The sequence below is a fragment of the Niallia sp. FSL W8-1348 genome, from assembly GCF_038006745.1.
Classification (GTDB): Bacteria; Bacillota; Bacilli; order Bacillales; family Cytobacillaceae; genus Niallia; species Niallia alba.
Genome location: NZ_JBBOVV010000001.1, coordinates 1,600,647 through 1,618,016 on the forward strand (window position 1 = coordinate 1,600,647; position 17,370 = coordinate 1,618,016).

The window sequence follows — 17,370 nt, forward strand, 5'->3', positions numbered from 1 at the left end:
TTTTAGACAACTGCCTTCTTATTTAAAGCTCTTTGGATCCATTGCATCCCTTAAACCGTCTCCCATAAAATTAATGGATAAGACAGCAAGTAATATCATGACTCCAGGCGGAATCCATAACCAAGGCTGTGTTGCTAGTACAGTAATAGATTGAGCTTCGTTAAGCATATTGCCCCAGCTCGCTGTTGGAGGCTGAACCCCCATCCCTAGAAAGCTTAGAGATGCTTCCATAATAATGGCAGAAGCGATACCAAATGTAGCATTTACAAGAATTGGTGCAATACAATTAGGCAAAATATGCTGGAAGACAATTTTAGGTGTAGAATAACCTAAAGCGACACCAGCTTTCACGTAATCCATTTCTTTAATTGTTAATACACACCCTCTTACTAGTCTGGCAATCGACGGCCACCCAAGTAAACCTAATACTAAAATAACGTTAAATAGACTAGGTCCCATTATACTTACAAGCACTAAAATAACCATTAAATAAGGGAATGACATGAATACATCCGTAATACGCATGATTACCATGTCTACCCATTTTCCAAAGTATCCAGCAATTGCTCCGAGAATTGTACCGATGGCAACATAGATTGCTACTGCACCAACTCCTACCGACAAAGAAACTCTAGCAGCATATAATAATCGGCTAAACAAGTCTCTTCCCACTTCATCTGTACCAAGGATATTCTCTGCAGAAGGAGCAGCAGCAAATTCGCCATCAACAGAATACGGATTATGTGGCGCAATAACTGGAGCAAAGATTGCAATCAGAACCATTAATGAAAAAATAATCAGTCCAACGACGGCTAGCTTATGTTTAAAAAAGCGTTTTGTTATTAATTTTAGGTAGCTCTCTTCATTCCCTAGCTGCTCTTGAACAGGAATCACCACATTATTAACTGGCAGTTCCGTATCCATTTTCACATTAGGAATACTCATATTCACTCCTCCTTAGTTATACTTTATTCGTGGATCCACAACGGCATATAAAATATCAGTAAGCAAGTTAGAGAATAATACTGCAAGTGCAGCGATAAAATTTATAGCCATTAAAGTAGGATAGTCACGTGATGAAATGGACTGAATCGTTAATTGCCCTAAACCAGGCCATTGAAAAATTTGTTCCGTTACGACGGCTCCTCCTATTAATACCGGAATCTCCATCCCGATAATTGTAATAATAGGAATAAGTGCATTTTTTAATCCGTGTTTATTCGTAACAATAAATTCCCTTAATCCTTTTGCTCTAGCAGTACGTAAATAATCCTGTCCAAGTACTTCTAGCATGCTGCTTCTAACATAACGCACGGTGCTTCCCGCAATCCCAGTCCCTAATATTGCTGCTGGCATGATGAGATGAAAGAATGTATCCATAAATCCACCATTGCTTCCTAATGTAAACATCCCACCTGTTGGTAAAATATTTAAAACGAGTGCAAATACGTAAATACTTCCTAATCCTAAGAAAAAATTAGGAATGGATACGCCTAAAAATGAAAAAGTGGTTGTTAAATAATCGATCCAAGAATATTGTTTAGTTGCACTTAAAATTCCAATTGGAATGGCAATAATATAAGCAATAATTAAGGCAGTGCTCATGAGGAGCAGCGTTGGTCCAACTCGATTTAACACTAAATCCAACACTGGTTCATACGTTGTATAGGAAAATCCAAAATCTCCTTGCAGAAGATTTCCAAGCCATCTAAAATACTGAATAAAGATAGGATCATTAAGCCCTAGCGCTTCCTTCTTTGCATCAATATCCGCCTGAGTAGTATCTGGATTAATGTACATATCCACAGGGTTACCAGGAGCTAGGTTAATAATTAAAAAATTAAATATAGTTACCCCTAACAACACTGGAATAGCAATTAATAGTCTCCTGATAATATATTGGAACAAGTGAATCTCCCTCCTTTAATTTAGTGGAAAATGACAGGCAACTGAATGATCTGTTGCAACTAATAGCGGCTCATTCTCCTTACAAATAGCTTGAACCATTGGACATCTAGTATGGAATCTACAGCCCTTTGGTGGATTTGCAGGACTTGGAACATCTCCTTCCACCACAATCCTCTCTCGATTGCGAAGATGAGGATTAGGAATTGGATAAGCACTTAATAACACTTTCGTGTAGGGATGTTTAGGATTTTTAAAAATTTCTTCAGTCTTTCCAATTTCCACAATTTTCCCTAAATACATAACAGCAATGCGATCACTAATATACTTAACCGCACCTAACCCATGGGCGATAAATAAATAGGTTAAATTAAATTCTTTTTGTAAATCCCTCAACAGATTTAATACTTGCGCTTGAATAGACACATCTAACGCTGATACTGGTTCATCACAAACAATTAATTTTGGATTTAGCATAAGGGCTCTTGCAATACCAACCCTTTGTCTTTGACCTCCAGAGAATTCATGAGGGTATCTACTTTTATGAAATTTAGTCAATCCTACTATTTCTAGCATTCGATCTACCTTTTTACTTGCTTCTTCTTTTGTAGCAAGTTGGTGAGCAATTAATGGTTCCGCCAATAAATCGCCGATTCGCTTTCGTGGATTAAGTGAAGAATAAGGATCTTGAAAGATGATTTGCATATCTGTCCGAATTTTTCTTAACTCCTTATTCTGAATCGTCGCCATATCTTTTCCTTCAAATAACACTTTCCCCTCTGTCGGTGGATCTAGTTTCACGATTGCTCTTCCTGTCGTAGACTTTCCACACCCTGACTCTCCAACAAGAGAAATCGTTTCGCCAGGATAAATCGAAAAATTCAGACCGTCTACCGCTTTTACATGGCCAACTGTTTTCGATAATATCCCTTTCTTAATCGGATAATATTTCTTTAAATTTTGAATTTCGACTAACGGGTTTAACTCTTTGAATATTCCGTCTTTTTTAACCGACATTTCTACACTCATACATGAACCTCCCTTTCTTCTTTGTATATGCCCTCTTGCTGATTTGTCTCATATAACCAACAACGAACCTTATGATCTGGTTTGTTGTCTAAACTAATATGGGGAGGCTTGTCAGAAATGCATTTTTCGGTGACATGGGGACAGCGAGTGTGAAATCTACAGCCTTTTGGCATTTGCTGCAAGGTTGGAACAGAGCCTGGAATGGAATATAATTTTTCTTGGGAATCATACTCTAAATGCGGGATAGAGTCGATTAGACCTTTCGTGTAGGGATGCTTGGGCTCATCAAAAAGAGTAAAGACATCTGCCTCTTCTACTACTTGTCCCGCATACATGACAATAACTTTATCCGCCATTTCTGCAATTACTCCTAAGTCATGAGTAATCATCATAATAGCTGTCTCGGACTCACTTTTTAAACTTTTCATTAATTCCAGAATTTGCGCTTGAATTGTTACATCTAATGCAGTTGTTGGCTCATCTGCAATTAACAGCTTAGGTTTACAAGAAAGAGCCATCGCTATCATTACTCTTTGACGCATTCCTCCAGAAAGCGCATGTGGATATTCATCAATAATCACTTCAGCTCTTGGAATCCCTACTTTTTTCAGCATTTCTACTGCATAGCTTTTGGCTTTCTTTGCACTTAAACCCATATGTAAACGAATTAATTCCACCATTTGATTACCAATAGTAAAAACAGGGTTTAAAGAAGTCATCGGTTCTTGAAAAATCATTGATATTTCATTCCCTCTAACTTTGCGCATTTCAGCTTCCGTGAGTTTCGTTAATTCTTTTCCACTTAAATTAATCGATCCTTTTTTTATATAACCATGTTTTCCTAGTAATCTCATAATTGATAAGGAAGTAACACTCTTCCCACAGCCAGATTCCCCAACAATACCAATCGTTTCACCTGGCTGAAGATGAAAGGTAACCTCTTCTACCGAAACAACCTCCCCCTTATCAGTCCGAAAAGCCGTTTGCAATTTATCTACTTCTAAAATATACTGACCCATACTTCCCCTCCTATATGAAAAGCGTAAGCGCCTTGCTTATCAGCGTACAAACTGGTCGACTAACTACGCAAAAGAGGTGATTGAAAGTTTGCTAGCTGAAAGGCGCTTATCACCAGTATGAACACACTAGATTTTTTCGAGTTATATAGTAGAACTATTCACTAAAGCTGCTTTCTTTTCTGCATTCGTATAGTAATCTACCAAACTTAAAAATATTTTAGCTGTGTGCAGCATTGCTCTTTCATCAAAGGTAAATTTCGGATGATGATGAGGGTAAATCGCATCAATCTCTTCGTTTCTAGCCCCTACGGAAAAGAAACAGCCAGGGCGATTTTGGAGATAATAAGCAAAGTCTTCGCCACCCAATCCTGGCTTGTCTATTTTTTCAAGCTTACTTTCCGGCAGAACATCTATTAAACACTTTTCTAATATATTCGTTTCATCTGCAGTGTTTACTGTAGATGGATATCCTTTTAAATAACTAAATTCATAAGTTGCTTGGAATGCTTTACACACCCCACTGATTAGCTGCTCCATTTCCTCTTCTATCAATAAGCGAACATCTTCGTCGAATGTGCGGACTGTTCCAGTTAATTCAGCCGTATCTGCAATAACATTCCCTGCATTTCCTGCATGGAAGGAACCAATCGAAATAACTGCAGGCTTCTGTGGATTAATCCTTCTACTTACAATATGTTTTAATTGATTAGCAATTTGTGCACCCACTGCAACAGCATCAATCGTTTGATGAGGGGAAGCACCGTGCCCGCCTTTTCCTTGGATTTTCAAGTCAAAGGAGTCACTCGCAGCCGAAACAGGCCCTATCCCGTACAGAACGCTCCCCAACTCAGTGCCCGAAGCCAAATGTGCTCCATATACGACATCGACTCCGTCTAAACAACCGTCTTCAATCATTGCAATGGCTCCACCTGGCGGCAGTTCTTCAGCATGTTGATGTAACAGCACCACATTCCCAGCTAAATTCTCCGCATTCTCTTGGAGCACCTTTGCGACTGCTAATAAAGTAGCTGTATGTCCATCATGTCCACATGCATGCATAACGCCTGGCACTTTCGATTTAAATGCGACATCTTTTTCATCCTGAATAGGCAGTGCATCAAAGTCAGCTCGTAAAGCAACTGTTTTACCTGGCTTGGCACCGTAGATTTTGCCGACTACTCCATTTCCACCGACATTTCTTCTTACTTCGACTCCAAAGCTTTCTAATAAATCACCAATCATTTTACTTGTGTTTATTTCTTGAAAAGATAGCTCAGGATTTTCGTGTAAATATCGTCTCCACTCTACCATTTGGTCATACATTGACTCGATTTCTTTGTACCATTTTTCTAACATATTATTCGCTCCCATCCCATTAATTTTGAAAATGCCATTTTTCTTACAAAACTGGTTCAGCAAGATTTTCTTTTACTTGTAGCGATACATAATTATCGACAATGCTCAAGAATGCTTTTCCCGCATAAATCATTGCTCTTTCATCAAAATCGAACATTGGATGATGGTGAGGATAAGCTTTTCCCTGTGCTACCTTTGCTCCTGTATGAAAAAACATTCCAGGCTTTTCAAGTAAATAATAGGAGAAATCCTCCGCTCCCATAATTGGCACGGAACGAACTAACATATCCTTATCTAGTGAATCTTCAATTACCTTTTCAAAAACCTCTACTTCTTCCTCATGGTTATAAACAGCAGGGTAACCCTTAATATAATTAATCTCACATGTAGCTTGCATACTTTCACAAATTTCGGTGGCCATTAATTTTATTTCTTCTTCCATAAATAAACGTAAATCTTTATCCAGCGTTCTTACAGTTCCAGTCATCACCGCTGTACCGGCTATAACGTTTTTAGCATTTCCACCATGGAAGGATCCAACAGACAATACAACTGGGTTTAATGGGTCCACACGTCTGCTAGCGATATATTGCAACTGGCTAACTAACGCAGTACCAATAGCTATCGCATCTACTGTTTCATGAGGAGCGGAGCCATGTCCACCCTTTCCTTTAATCGTAATTTCAAAAGCATCTGCTGCTGCTTGAGAATATCCTGGTTTATAATAATATTTCCCTAATTCATTTAGAGAAGAAAGATGAGCACCATAAACGACATCTACATCTTTTAAACAGTCATCTTCAATCATCGCTTTTGCTCCACCTGGAGACAACTCTTCAGCATGCTGATGGAGTAAGACAATATTCCCTGCAATACTTTCCCTATTATCTTGAAGGACTTTAGCCACTGCTAATAAAGTAGCTGTATGCCCATCATGCCCACATGCATGCATCACACCTGGTACCTTCGATTTATACGGTGCATCCTTTCCATCCTGGATTGGCAATGCATCAAAATCAGCTCTTAATGCAATTGTTTTACCAGGTTTTCCACCATAAATCTTCCCAACAACTCCTCTACCACCAACATTTCTCCTTACCTCAATACCGAATCCTTCTAAAATTTCAGCAATCATCCTTGGTGTTTCCACCTCTTGGAAAGATAGTTCCGGATACTGATGAAAATGTCTTCTCCATTCAACCATTTGATCAAACATCTCGGCTAATTCACTATGCCATTTTTTTAACATACTACCCCTCCTAATAAATTTGCATATAAATAAGGAATACTTCTTGGGAAGTTAAGAAAAAAAGCTGCTTTCACTATATCCCTTAGTTGTAATTTCTTTTATAGTAACGGTAATTTTCAGCAATGTATAATAAGTATTTTTAATCATCAAAATATTCAGAATAAATTACGTTGCTAATACTTTTTCGATAAATCAAGATATATATTGATTGTTATCGTTTACAAATCTATTTTTCCTGTCTTCAAAAATGCTTCCTTCTTCCTACTAAAAAAACGTGAAACTCCTCTAACAAGTGGAGTTTCACGTTTTTGCAGTTTGTCGACAAAAAGATTTTTAGAAACTTACATTGAATTTTCATGCGTTGCTTGGAGTGGAAGGGGTGAGACTCCTGTGGGATTAGCGAGACAGTCTGAGACCCTGCAGGCTAAAAGCCGAAGCGGCTCAGCGCGAGCCCCACGGAAAGCGAACCCCTGGAGCGGAAAGTCAACATCCCTATTCAAAGGGACTAATAAATATACTATAGACAAACCTCTATATCTAAAATTCAGGAGTTTGTCTACAGTCTGAAAAAACATGAAACTCCTCTAACAAGTGGAGTTTCACGTTTTTGTTGGTATATTCTATAAGACCTTACCTAAAAAGGAGATTGTTCGCTCCTCCTTAGGACTTATAAATAACTCTATTGGCGCATTTTCTTCGACAATATATCCTCCATCCATGAAAATAACACGGTCGCCAACCTCTCTTGCAAACCCCATTTCATGGGTTACAACAATCATTGTCATTCCTTCCTTTGCAAGATTCTTCATAACCTCTAATACCTCTCCTACCATTTCTGGATCAAGCGCAGATGTTGGCTCATCAAATAACATAATACTTGGTTCCATAGCGAGAGCTCTCGCTATAGCAACACGCTGTTTTTGCCCACCAGAAAGCGAATCTGGATATACATTTGCTTTATCCTCTAATCCTACTTTCTTCAATAATTCTAATGCTTTTTTCTGAGCGTTTTCTTTCGAAATTTTCTTCACCTTCATTGGTGAAAGCATAATATTTTGAAGAACTGTTTTATGTGGAAATAAATTAAACTGCTGAAAAACCATCCCCACATCTTTTCGTACTTCATTAATATTTGTGGACTTATCAATGATATTCTTTCCTTTAATATGAATCGTCCCGTCTGTAATACTTTCTAATAAATTGATGCATCGCAAAAAGGTAGACTTACCTGACCCAGAAGGACCAATAATCACGACTACTTCCTGTGGATGAATAGTTACACTAATATCTTTTAAGACTTCATTAGAACCAAAAGACTTTTTTAATTTATCAACAACAATCATTCTGTTTTCAACCTTCTTTCCAAACGAGTTAAGAAGAAGCTTAATGTTAATGTTAACACGAGATAGATTACAGCTACCGTTAAATAAGGCTCCCAAACTCGGTTATATTGCCCCATCATTAGTCTTGCATAATACATCAATTCTGGAGCAGCAATAACAGCTGCTAAAGAAGAATCTTTAATTAACACGACAAATTCATTACCAAGGGGCGGAATCATTCGTTTAAAGGACTGTGGTAGAATAATATACCGCATGGACTGTACATGTGTCATTCCTAAAGATCTTCCAGCTTCCATCTGACCACGGTCAATAGACTCTATCCCCGCTCGGAAAATCTCTGCAATATACGCAGCAGCATTTAGCGATAATGCAACAATGGCGGCTATCATCGCATTTGTTGTATTTAAAAATAACGGGATAAAGCCAAAGTGAATAATTAAGATTTGTACAAAAAGAGGAGTACCACGAAAAACAGCAATGTAGCAGTGAAAAGGAAAAGCAATCCATTGATTTTTTGCTATTTTTCCAAGACCAATTAATAATCCTAAAATCGTCCCAAACACAATCGCATATAAGGATAATTGAATGGTTACTAATATACCTTTTTTAAATAAGTCTGCATATTCCAAAATAATCGTAAAATTAAAATCCATAACCTCGCCTCCAAACAACAATATGACTGACACTTGTTAGAAAACTGCCTCTTTTCTCGAAAAAAGAGCACCCAGAAGGGACATTCCCTCACTAAGATACAATCTGGAAGAAAAATTGTGCTCCCTCATTGTCAAAGCGGGTAATGCCCATTTGAGTACCCTTCCTCATATGCGATATTCTCTATTGTTGTGCTTTTAAATTATCAATGTCAGGCTCTTGGCCAAACCATTTTTGATAAATTTCTGTATATTTTCCATTATCTAAAATAGCATTAAGACCTTTGCTTAAATCGTCTACAATGTCACTATCTTTTGGAAACATGAAGCCATAGTATTCTGATTCAAATCCTTCTTTATCCTCAATTACCGTAAAGTTATCTTGCGGATTATTTTTAGCATAAGCCTCTAGTACTGCATTATCTGCCACTACAGCATCTGCGCCTTTGTTTTTCATTTCTAAAATAGCCAAATTATTATTTTCGAACTTTTTTACTTGTTTATTGCCATTTCCTAAAAGTGCATCGACTGCATCTGCACCTGTTGTCCCAGATTGAACTGCAACTGTCTTATCAGCTAAATCAGCAGCTTTTTCAATATCTGTACCTTCTGGCGCTAAAATTTTATTGGTGCTTTCAAAATACGGAACAGAGAAATCATAGGACTTAAGACGGTCATCATTTATCGTAATCGCTGATAAACCAACATCTGCTGTGTCATTTTCTAATTCTGCAAATACTGGATCCCAACCAACATTGACAATTTCAAAATCATAGCCAGCTTCTTCCGCTGCTGCAGTAAAAACATCTACATCAAAGCCGATAATCTTGTCTTTATCCATGTATTCAAATGGTGCATAAGCCGCGTCTGTAACTACTCTCAGTTTCTTTTTGCCATCTCCATCACTATTTGCTTTTTCAGAACTTGTCCCACAAGCTGCTAAAACAAGAAAAATGGACATAAATAAAGCAAATAACATTCCTTTTTTCTTCAAATTTAAATCCCCCTCTTTTGATGTAAAATTCTACATTTATACAATATAGAATTTTCTAACAATATAAGATAAAAAAAAATTTCTGCTTACTATCTTCTATTAAAGCTTCTAACTTTTGTAATGCATTTATTATAACTTTTTGTTTATTTATATACAAGAAAACTTTTTAAAATTTCTTAACATTCTAATTATTGACACAAACCATAAAAAAAGAAGTTTATTTTCCTAACTCTTATTAGAAAATGAACTTCTCTTTTATTTATAAATTGTTGAAATAATTCTTACTGAAAAAACTCTTCATAAAGTGCTTTAACTGCTTTTTTAACAACCGTTTCTTTTACACCAAACATCATGCTTACTTCAGATGATCCTTGATTAATCATTTCGATATTTACACCTGCTTCGGCAAGTGCTTTGGATGCTCGGGCATTTGTGCCAATATTACGTCGCATTCCTTCTCCTACGAGCATTATAAGTGCCAAATCATGTTCAACTTTTATTTCTTCTACCTGCAGTTCTTCTGAAATTCTTGCCAAAATCTCTTGTTCACTTTTTCCTGTCAATTGATGTTGACGGAAAACGATTGTTAAATCATCAATTCCAGACGGCATATGTTCATAAGAAATATGATATTCCTCTAAAATCGAGAGAACTTTCCTAGCAAAGCCTACTTCTCGATTCATTAAGTATTTACTAATATAAATGGAACAAAATCCTTTATCGTTGGCAATACCAATTACCGGTCCATTGGTATTATTTCTAGAAGCAACAATTCTTGTTCCTGGTGCAGAGGGATTATTTGTGTTTCTTACTTGAACAGGAATCCCTGCACGGTATGCTGGAATTAAGGCTTCGGCATGGAATACAGAGAATCCAGCATAAGATAATTCACGCATCTCGCGATAAGTTAACTCCTTAATTTCCTTTGGCTGCTTAACAACGGAAGGATTAACGGAGTAAACAGCATCTACATCAGTAAAGTTTTCATATAAATCTGCTTTTACACCATTAGCGAGAATCGCTCCAGTAATATCTGATCCACTTCTGGAAAAAGTAACTACATCGCCCGCTTCGCTGTACCCAAAAAACCCTGGAAATACAATTATTCGCTTCTCTTCTCTTAAGGAATATAATCGGTCATAGGATCCAGGAAGCACTTGAGCATTTCCAGGATCATCACTTACTATTAAACCTGCCTCTTTGGGACTAACGTATATTGCCTCCAATCCTCTAGCTTTAAAAAAATGCGCGACTAATTTAGCATTATTATCTTCTCCACTTGCCTTCATTGCTTCCATAAATGCATCTTTATTAGAAGAAGTAGTTATTAAATCTAATAAGTCGTTTTTAATATTTGTTATTATATCACTCGATAAGTCCAATTCTTTGGCTATACTAGCATACCGTTCTAATACTTCCTCTAAATAAGGAGAAGGTCCGCTTCCTTCTAATACCGCTTTCGCACATTGTATTAATAAATCAGTAACCTTCGTATCAGAATCATACCTTTTTCCAGGGGCAGATACGACGACTACCCTTCTTTCCTTATCTGCCTTTACTATTTGCAACACTTTTTCCAATTGATTTCCTGTAGCTAAAGAACTACCCCCAAATTTGACAACCTTCATTTCGACAACTCCCACTAATCATTAAATAGTATTAATTTTCAAAATTGTTCACTATTGTTATTATCACTATTCCATAATAAATAATCAAGTGCTTTCCTCTCTAAAAATACATTTGTTTTCTCAGAAAGAACAACATACGATTTGTTTTGATAAAAGTAACTTTATCTTCATGTGGTAATTAATGTTAATCTAACTTTCTATAAATAGCTACGAACGTTTAGAATAAAGACTTTTATAGAAAAATCAACACCTATTTAGATTTGACTGTTAGAAAAGAACACTCCAAAATGCTTTCTTTTATGTAAATTTTACGTTAAACTAATATTTAGTTAATCGAAACTTATTGTGTAATCTCTAACAATCTCCTCATCCCTCCTTTTGCCTTCTCTATCCATACTAGATGGAGGAGACCTTAAACAATTTCTACTATATTAGAAAGAAGTGTTTTACAAAATGGAAAACCAAAAATATTCAAAACGAAATTTAGGAATCATGTGGTTTGCCAACTTTTTTATAAGTGCCTGCATGACCATGGTTCTCCCCTTTTTATCGCTTTATATTGATTCATTTGGTCAATATTCATCAGAATTTGTGCAACATTGGTCAGGGCTTTGTTTTTCTGTCACCTTTGTAGCAGCTTTCTTATTTTCACCCATATGGGGAAAAATTGGCGATAAATTTGGCAGAAAAACGATCCTGATTATTTTAGCAATCGGTTTAGGTATTTCGATATTTCTTATGAGCTTTGCCAATTCCGTATGGGAAGTCTTTATTCTTCGCTTTTTCACTGGATTTTTCACAGGATTTATTCCCATGTCACAAGCGTTTATTTCCACTCAAACTCCCAAAAAAGTTGCTGGTAAAGTATTAGGAACATTACAGACAGGAAGTATTACGGGAGCATTGATTGGCCCATTACTTGGAGGAGTTTTAGCAGATAGCTTTGGCTATGCAGCGACTTTCCGATTTACTTCTCTTGCAATCTTTATATCTGCAATTCTAGTATTTACTACAAAAGAGTTTGTTCTACCTGTTCAAAAGGGTACAAAAAGCAGCTATACAAGTAAAGAAGTATTGGCCTATATTCTTAAAAATCCCGTATTCATTACCGTGCTTCTTATCTCAGCCTTTATTCAAATTGCCCATTTCAGCATCCAGCCTATTCTGTCTTTATATGTCAGTGAACTGCATGGTCCCGAGAATATCGCGTTTTTCGCCGGCTTAGCTTTCTCAGCTGCAGGGTTAGGTAACTTACTTATGGCAAGAAAATGGGGAGAAATGGGGGATCGGTCTGGTCACCTGAAAGTACTTGTTATTCTCCTATTTATTGCTGGGATTATTTATTTCCCTGGTGGTTTTGTTAACCAATACTGGCAGCTATTGATTATCCGCTTTATTCTCGGTGTAGCAATTGGGGGAATGGTCCCTGTACGGGTTGCCTATATACGGCAAGAAGTTCCCATTGCCATGCAAGGAGAAGTAATGGGATATGAAACAAGCCTTCGTTTTCTCGGTAATATTATTGGTCCTGCCCTTGGTGGAGTAATCGCAGGTAACTTCGGTTTCTCTATGGTATTCTTTTCAACCAGTATTCTCTTATTAGCAAGTGGTATCTTCCTATTTTCAATGATGCACCGTCATCCTAAATTATCTAAACAATCGATTTCTTAACGAGAAATTATAGTGTAAATCGTAACATCTCCCTCCTTTATGATGTATAATTAAAGAGTAAAAATGATTGTCATCAAAAGGAGGCTAACTATGGCTAAATCAACGGCAAGAAAGAAACGAGAAAAAGTATTGCGAGAAAATGGGTTCGATACAACCATGCGAAGAGGAACGTGGGGAACCATCGTCCCAATTACGAAAAAAACAAAAACAAAGCAGGAAAGATTAACACGAAAAGAAAAAAAATATAAACAAAACCATTCTTCTGGATATGATGAGAATGGTTTTTATTTTTGGCTGTTTGTATGAAAACTCTTTAGGTAAAAGGCAACACTAAGCTGAACCTTCTAAATTTGAACTTTTTTAAAAGGCTAGGAATGATTAAATATAGTGCTTTTGTTATTCATTAAGCAATTTGTTCATTAGTGGGTTCAATACGATACCCTTTCCTTTTTAAGTATTGAATCATTTTTTGTTCTTTACTTTGTTCGAGATCAACATAATCAGGGCCTAGTTCCTGATATGGTTGCCTTGTTTTTAAAATATTGTAAGCAATTGTTAGGATTAAATGAGCGGAAGCGATCCGTGCTTTCGATTTTCCTTGTCGTTTCATAATTCTTTTTCTATGTGCAGATATGCGATTATACTGTCTATCTGTAGCCATGGAACATTCAACAGCGGTGGTTCTTAATGATTTGTTTCCGTACTGAGTTTTACCTGTTTTGTATGAAAACTCTTTAGGTAAAAGGCAACACTAAGCTGAACCTTCTAAATTTGAACTTTTTTAAAAGGCTAGGAATGATTAAATATAGTGCTTTTGTTATTCATTAAGCAATTTGTTCATTAGTGGGTTCAATACGATACCCTTTCCTTTTTAAGTATTGAATCATTTTTTGTTCTTTACTTTGTTCGAGATCAACATAATCAGGGCCTAGTTCCTGATATGGTTGCCTTGTTTTTAAAATATTGTAAGCAATTGTTAGGATTAAATGAGCGGAAGCGATCCGTGCTTTCGATTTTCCTTGTCGTTTCATAATTCTTTTTCTATGTGCAGATATGCGATTATACTGTCTATCTGTAGCCATGGAACATTCAACAGCGGTGGTTCTTAATGATTTGTTTCCGTACTGAGTTTTACCTGTTTTTTTTTTACCGGCACTCTCATAATTTCCTGGACTCACTCCAGCCCATGAGGCTAGATGTTTAGAACTTTTAAATACTGACATGTCTACACCCATTTCAGCTATAAAGATTGCGGATGCATTTTTATCCACACCCGGTATGGTATCTAGTAGTTCGCACTCCTCTTGATAAGGAATAAGCGCTTGGTCTATGCGTTCAACTACTTTTTCGATTGTTTTGTATGAAAACTCTTTAGGTAAAAGGCAACACTAAGCTGAACCTTCTAAATTTGAACTTTTTTAAAAGGCTAGGAATGATTAAATATAGTGCTTTTGTTATTCATTAAGCAATTTGTTCATTAGTGGGTTCAATACGATACCCTTTCCTTTTTAAGTATTGAATCATTTTTTGTTCTTTACTTTGTTCGAGATCAACATAATCAGGGCCTAGTTCCTGATATGGTTGCCTTGTTTTTAAAATATTGTAAGCAATTGTTAGGATTAAATGAGCGGAAGCGATCCGTGCTTTCGATTTTCCTTGTCGTTTCATAATTCTTTTTCTATGTGCAGATATGCGATTATACTGTCTATCTGTAGCCATGGAACATTCAACAGCGGTGGTTCTTAATGATTTGTTTCCGTACTGAGTTTTACCTGTTTTTTTTTTACCGGCACTCTCATAATTTCCTGGACTCACTCCAGCCCATGAGGCTAGATGTTTAGAACTTTTAAATACTGACATGTCTACACCCATTTCAGCTATAAAGATTGCGGATGCATTTTTATCCACACCCGGTATGGTATCTAGTAGTTCGCACTCCTCTTGATAAGGAATAAGCGCTTGGTCTATGCGTTCAACTACTTTTTCGATTGTTTCATCGATGTGATTGATATGGTCCCAATGGAAACGTAACATATCAATATGATGTTTACGTATTCCACCGTTAAGGGCTTCTGCAATATCTGTTGTGCTCGCCTTAACTCTTGAATCAACCATTTGTTGAAGTTCAAACACACCTATTTTTTCGCCGTTTATTAGGGCTTCAATAATGCGACAACCAGTGACACCAAAAATGTCAGATAAAACAGAAGTTAGTTTAATATTTGCATCCTGTAGAATTTTGTGGATTCGATTGCGCTCAGAAGTTCGTGTATGGATGAGTTTTTTACGATACCGGGTTAAATCTCGCAAATCACGAATTTCTTTGGGCGGTACAAAATTTTTTTCAATTAGTCCAGAACGCAAAAGTTTAGCTAACCACTCCGCATCTTTTACGTCTGTTTTCCTTCCGGGAACATTTTTAACATGTTGGGCATTGGCGAGGATTAATTGGAAGTCACATTCTATAACATTCCAAACGGGCTTCCAATATACACCGGTACTTTCCATTACAGCATCCGTTATTTTGTGTGAGGATAGCCAGTCGCTAAGTGCCAAAAGGCCACTTGTGGTTGTTGGAAAGGTTTGAATCTCTTTATTTGGTTTTTTATCTAATGAACCAAATAAAACACAAGCAACTACTGTTTCTTGGTGTACATCTAGGCCTGCACACCGTTCAATCATAGCTTCCATATAATCACCTCAAAGATTTTTAATACAATACAAGCGACAGAAGTCATCATACAAAATTTTTGTATTCGTGTTTATAAACACATTAGACGGTTCTTTTAAACTGTCACAACCAGTTTTTCTAACGGGGTATCAACTTGTATTGATCCACCAAACAGTCTTCGGACTGGTCGTATTGTACTATTAATTATGGTCAGGTGTTAAGTGGTTTAGACTTTCTATCATGGGATAGGAGCAAGTTTTCATGATAGACGGTGGCGGCGGGTAACGCCGCCATGAGAGTTTTTCTAAAAGATTGTTGTTTTTTCAATAGGAGAAAAGAATAAGTTGGAAAAATGGAGCAGCTGATGGTTAGTTGAACAATCGAACCTTTCCGGACAGTAAGACTCCCACCTATCTTCTTCTTGAGGAGGGAGTCTTACTGTCCGTTAAAAGTGGAATAATCAGAAATATCCCTCCCTACTATCCTCATAGTAAGACATTGCCTAAACTTTTACGTCCTTATATAATATAGGCAATTACTAATTTGCGATAAAGGGGATTGACCGTGGAAAGTATTAAAGTAGAAGAACAAGAAGAGCTGCACACCCTCTCCTATTTAGATGGAGTGAAAGACTGTATTCCAACATTGCTTGGCTATATTAGCATTGGTCTCGCAATGGGAGTAGTCGGCGTATCATCCGGTTTATCTATCCTGCATGTTTTCCTGCTTGCCACATTTGTTTATGCAGGGGCTTCCCAGTTTATTATTTGTGCGATGATTGCAACATCAAGTCCAATTAGCGCTATTATTCTTACAACATTTATTGTAAATTTGCGCCACTTGTTGTTAAGCTCAGCACTAGCACCTAAATTCACACAATATTCTATACAGAAAAACATTGGCATTGGAAGTCTTGTAACAGATGAATCATTTGGAGTAGCTATTACCAAAATAGCCAGAAAAGAGCCAATTAATGATCGATGGATGAACGGCCTAAATCTTACTGCCTACCTTGTTTGGATTGCAGCTTGTACAGTCGGAGGGTATATTGGAGGCTGGTTCCCCGATCCTGAACAATTCGGATTGGATTATGCTTTGCCAGCTATGTTTATTGCTTTATTGATTTTGCAATTACAAACAATTGAACCTACTAAACTGAAACACTATTTATTGTTAATCACGTTGATGATTATCTGCATGCTTACTTTCTCTACTTTTTTATCAAGCAGCTTAAGTGTCATTCTTTCAACAATCATTGTTGCTACAATTGGGGTGGTGACAGATAAATGATTAGCAATACTAGTTTTTTTCTTTTATTGATTGGTTGTACACTTGTAACGTTTATTCCGAGAGTAATCCCATTTTTAGTTGCACGCAATTTTACTATTTCCGCATCTGTGGAAAAGTGGCTTTCCTATCTTCCTGTATGCATTTTTACCGGTTTAATCGTAGAAAGTCTTTTAGAAACTGGCGGAAGCAATAGTATTAGCATTAATTGGGAAGCACTTCTTGCAACGATTCCTACGATTATTGTCGCTTTTCTTAGTAAAAGTTTATTAACTACTGTATTATTCGGAGTTGTATGTATGGCTGTTGTGAGATTGGTATTGTAGCTATTTTGTAAAATGAGGCTGGGACATAAGTATTCCAGCCAAGGATAATTCCGAACAATTATACGAAGATGCTAATGAATGTTCCGTATAATTGTTCGGGCTTTTATTTGTTTTTCAAAGGATGTTTCCATGAAGTTTGGTGCGATTCCCCGCAGCCGGAATACACTTCGCTTTCCATGGGGCTCGCGCTGAGCCGCTTCGGCCTGTGGCCTGCAGGGTCTCAGACTGTCTCGCTAATCCCA

The 17,370-nt window shown here is 37.0% G+C and carries 17 protein-coding genes; 4 read left to right on the top strand and 13 right to left on the bottom strand.

The window, feature by feature from the left end; genetic code table 11:
- Window positions 1–18: 18 nt before the first annotated feature.
- The 10 genes from opp4C to NST60_RS07610 all read right to left on the bottom strand — a co-directional run bounded on the left by opp4C (window position 19) and on the right by NST60_RS07610 (window position 11,173).
- Window positions 19–945: an oligopeptide ABC transporter permease gene (gene opp4C / locus NST60_RS07565; RefSeq protein WP_224428039.1), complete on the bottom strand. Its 927-nt coding sequence runs from the start codon at window positions 943–945 to the stop codon at window positions 19–21.
- 12 nt (window positions 946–957) lie between these two features.
- The gene (locus NST60_RS07570; protein WP_016202258.1) at window positions 958–1,908 is read right to left on the bottom strand and encodes an ABC transporter permease; all 951 of its coding nucleotides are present in this window, start codon (window positions 1,906–1,908) and stop codon (window positions 958–960) included.
- 15 nt (window positions 1,909–1,923) lie between these two features.
- Window positions 1,924–2,934: an ABC transporter ATP-binding protein gene (locus NST60_RS07575; RefSeq protein WP_205835569.1), complete on the bottom strand. Its 1,011-nt coding sequence runs from the start codon at window positions 2,932–2,934 to the stop codon at window positions 1,924–1,926.
- A complete protein-coding gene (locus NST60_RS07580; protein ID WP_212121199.1) occupies window positions 2,931–3,953 on the bottom strand; it encodes an ABC transporter ATP-binding protein in 1,023 nt (340 codons plus the stop codon). Before NST60_RS07580 ends, NST60_RS07575 begins: the two co-directional genes overlap by 4 nt.
- Window positions 3,954–4,094: 141 nt before the next feature.
- Complete coding sequence (locus tag NST60_RS07585) at window positions 4,095–5,309, bottom strand: M20 family metallopeptidase (protein ID WP_318010513.1); 1,215 nt, start codon at window positions 5,307–5,309, stop codon at window positions 4,095–4,097.
- A gap of 43 nt (window positions 5,310–5,352) precedes the next feature.
- Complete coding sequence (locus tag NST60_RS07590) at window positions 5,353–6,558, bottom strand: amidohydrolase (protein ID WP_224428040.1); 1,206 nt, start codon at window positions 6,556–6,558, stop codon at window positions 5,353–5,355.
- Window positions 6,559–7,178: 620 nt separating this feature from the next.
- Window positions 7,179–7,901, bottom strand: coding sequence for an amino acid ABC transporter ATP-binding protein (locus NST60_RS07595; protein WP_169187845.1), 723 nt, complete (start codon window positions 7,899–7,901; stop codon window positions 7,179–7,181).
- Window positions 7,898–8,554: an amino acid ABC transporter permease gene (locus NST60_RS07600; RefSeq protein ID WP_169187844.1), complete on the bottom strand. Its 657-nt coding sequence runs from the start codon at window positions 8,552–8,554 to the stop codon at window positions 7,898–7,900. The genes NST60_RS07595 and NST60_RS07600 overlap by 4 nt, the downstream gene beginning before the upstream one ends.
- 181 nt (window positions 8,555–8,735) lie before the next feature.
- Window positions 8,736–9,545, bottom strand: a complete 810-nt coding sequence (locus NST60_RS07605; RefSeq protein ID WP_224428041.1) for a basic amino acid ABC transporter substrate-binding protein — start codon at window positions 9,543–9,545, stop codon at window positions 8,736–8,738.
- 281 nt (window positions 9,546–9,826) lie between these two features.
- Window positions 9,827–11,173: an aspartate kinase gene (locus tag NST60_RS07610; protein ID WP_224428042.1), complete on the bottom strand. Its 1,347-nt coding sequence runs from the start codon at window positions 11,171–11,173 to the stop codon at window positions 9,827–9,829.
- Window positions 11,174–11,626: 453 nt separating this feature from the next.
- Here NST60_RS07610 and NST60_RS07615 point away from each other — a divergent pair, with 453 nt between their 5' ends.
- Window positions 11,627–12,844, top strand: coding sequence for an MFS transporter (locus NST60_RS07615; RefSeq protein WP_016202249.1), 1,218 nt, complete (start codon window positions 11,627–11,629; stop codon window positions 12,842–12,844).
- A gap of 90 nt (window positions 12,845–12,934) precedes the next feature.
- Window positions 12,935–13,150, top strand: coding sequence for a hypothetical protein (locus tag NST60_RS07620; protein WP_101729695.1), 216 nt, complete (start codon window positions 12,935–12,937; stop codon window positions 13,148–13,150).
- A 97-nt stretch (window positions 13,151–13,247) separates the two neighbouring features.
- On the opposite strand, the gene NST60_RS07625 is transcribed toward NST60_RS07620, so the two are convergent.
- The 3 genes from NST60_RS07625 to NST60_RS07635 all read right to left on the bottom strand — a co-directional run bounded on the left by NST60_RS07625 (window position 13,248) and on the right by NST60_RS07635 (window position 15,535).
- Window positions 13,248–13,505, bottom strand: coding sequence for a hypothetical protein (locus NST60_RS07625; protein WP_040343490.1), 258 nt, complete (start codon window positions 13,503–13,505; stop codon window positions 13,248–13,250).
- Window positions 13,506–13,668: 163 nt separating this feature from the next.
- Window positions 13,669–14,115, bottom strand: coding sequence for a transposase (locus NST60_RS07630; protein ID WP_445304391.1), 447 nt, complete (start codon window positions 14,113–14,115; stop codon window positions 13,669–13,671).
- Window positions 14,116–14,305: 190 nt separating this feature from the next.
- Complete coding sequence (locus NST60_RS07635; protein WP_100525939.1) at window positions 14,306–15,535, bottom strand: IS110 family transposase; 1,230 nt, start codon at window positions 15,533–15,535, stop codon at window positions 14,306–14,308.
- A 544-nt stretch (window positions 15,536–16,079) separates the two neighbouring features.
- Here NST60_RS07635 and NST60_RS07640 point away from each other — a divergent pair.
- Together NST60_RS07640 and NST60_RS07645 are read left to right on the top strand one after the other, a co-directional pair.
- A complete protein-coding gene (locus NST60_RS07640; protein WP_016202247.1) occupies window positions 16,080–16,805 on the top strand; it encodes an AzlC family ABC transporter permease in 726 nt (241 codons plus the stop codon).
- Window positions 16,802–17,128 carry an AzlD domain-containing protein gene (locus NST60_RS07645; protein ID WP_016202246.1) on the top strand — a complete coding sequence of 109 codons (327 nt, stop codon included), beginning with the start codon at window positions 16,802–16,804 and terminating at the stop codon, window positions 17,126–17,128. The genes NST60_RS07640 and NST60_RS07645 overlap by 4 nt, the downstream gene beginning before the upstream one ends.
- The last annotated feature ends 242 nt before the right edge of the window (window positions 17,129–17,370 follow it).

Excerpts from the sequence above, each read along its gene's own strand:
- NST60_RS07645 (WP_016202246.1), top strand. The coding sequence starts at position 16,802 with ATGATTAGCAATACTAGTTTTTTTCTTTTATTGATTGGTTGTACACTT.
- NST60_RS07590 (WP_224428040.1), bottom strand. The coding sequence starts at position 6,558 with ATGTTAAAAAAATGGCATAGTGAATTAGCCGAGATGTTTGATCAAATG.
- NST60_RS07620 (WP_101729695.1), top strand. The coding sequence starts at position 12,935 with ATGGCTAAATCAACGGCAAGAAAGAAACGAGAAAAAGTATTGCGAGAA.
- NST60_RS07635 (WP_100525939.1), bottom strand. The coding sequence starts at position 15,535 with ATGGAAGCTATGATTGAACGGTGTGCAGGCCTAGATGTACACCAAGAA.
- NST60_RS07625 (WP_040343490.1), bottom strand. The coding sequence starts at position 13,505 with ATGGCTACAGATAGACAGTATAATCGCATATCTGCACATAGAAAAAGA.
- NST60_RS07595 (WP_169187845.1), bottom strand. The coding sequence starts at position 7,901 with ATGATTGTTGTTGATAAATTAAAAAAGTCTTTTGGTTCTAATGAAGTC.
- NST60_RS07610 (WP_224428042.1), bottom strand. The coding sequence starts at position 11,173 with ATGAAGGTTGTCAAATTTGGGGGTAGTTCTTTAGCTACAGGAAATCAA.
- NST60_RS07615 (WP_016202249.1), top strand. The coding sequence starts at position 11,627 with ATGGAAAACCAAAAATATTCAAAACGAAATTTAGGAATCATGTGGTTT.
- NST60_RS07580 (WP_212121199.1), bottom strand. The coding sequence starts at position 3,953 with ATGGGTCAGTATATTTTAGAAGTAGATAAATTGCAAACGGCTTTTCGG.
- NST60_RS07575 (WP_205835569.1), bottom strand. The coding sequence starts at position 2,934 with ATGAGTGTAGAAATGTCGGTTAAAAAAGACGGAATATTCAAAGAGTTA.
- NST60_RS07585 (WP_318010513.1), bottom strand. The coding sequence starts at position 5,309 with ATGTTAGAAAAATGGTACAAAGAAATCGAGTCAATGTATGACCAAATG.
- NST60_RS07600 (WP_169187844.1), bottom strand. The coding sequence starts at position 8,554 with ATGGATTTTAATTTTACGATTATTTTGGAATATGCAGACTTATTTAAA.
- opp4C (WP_224428039.1), bottom strand. The coding sequence starts at position 945 with ATGAGTATTCCTAATGTGAAAATGGATACGGAACTGCCAGTTAATAAT.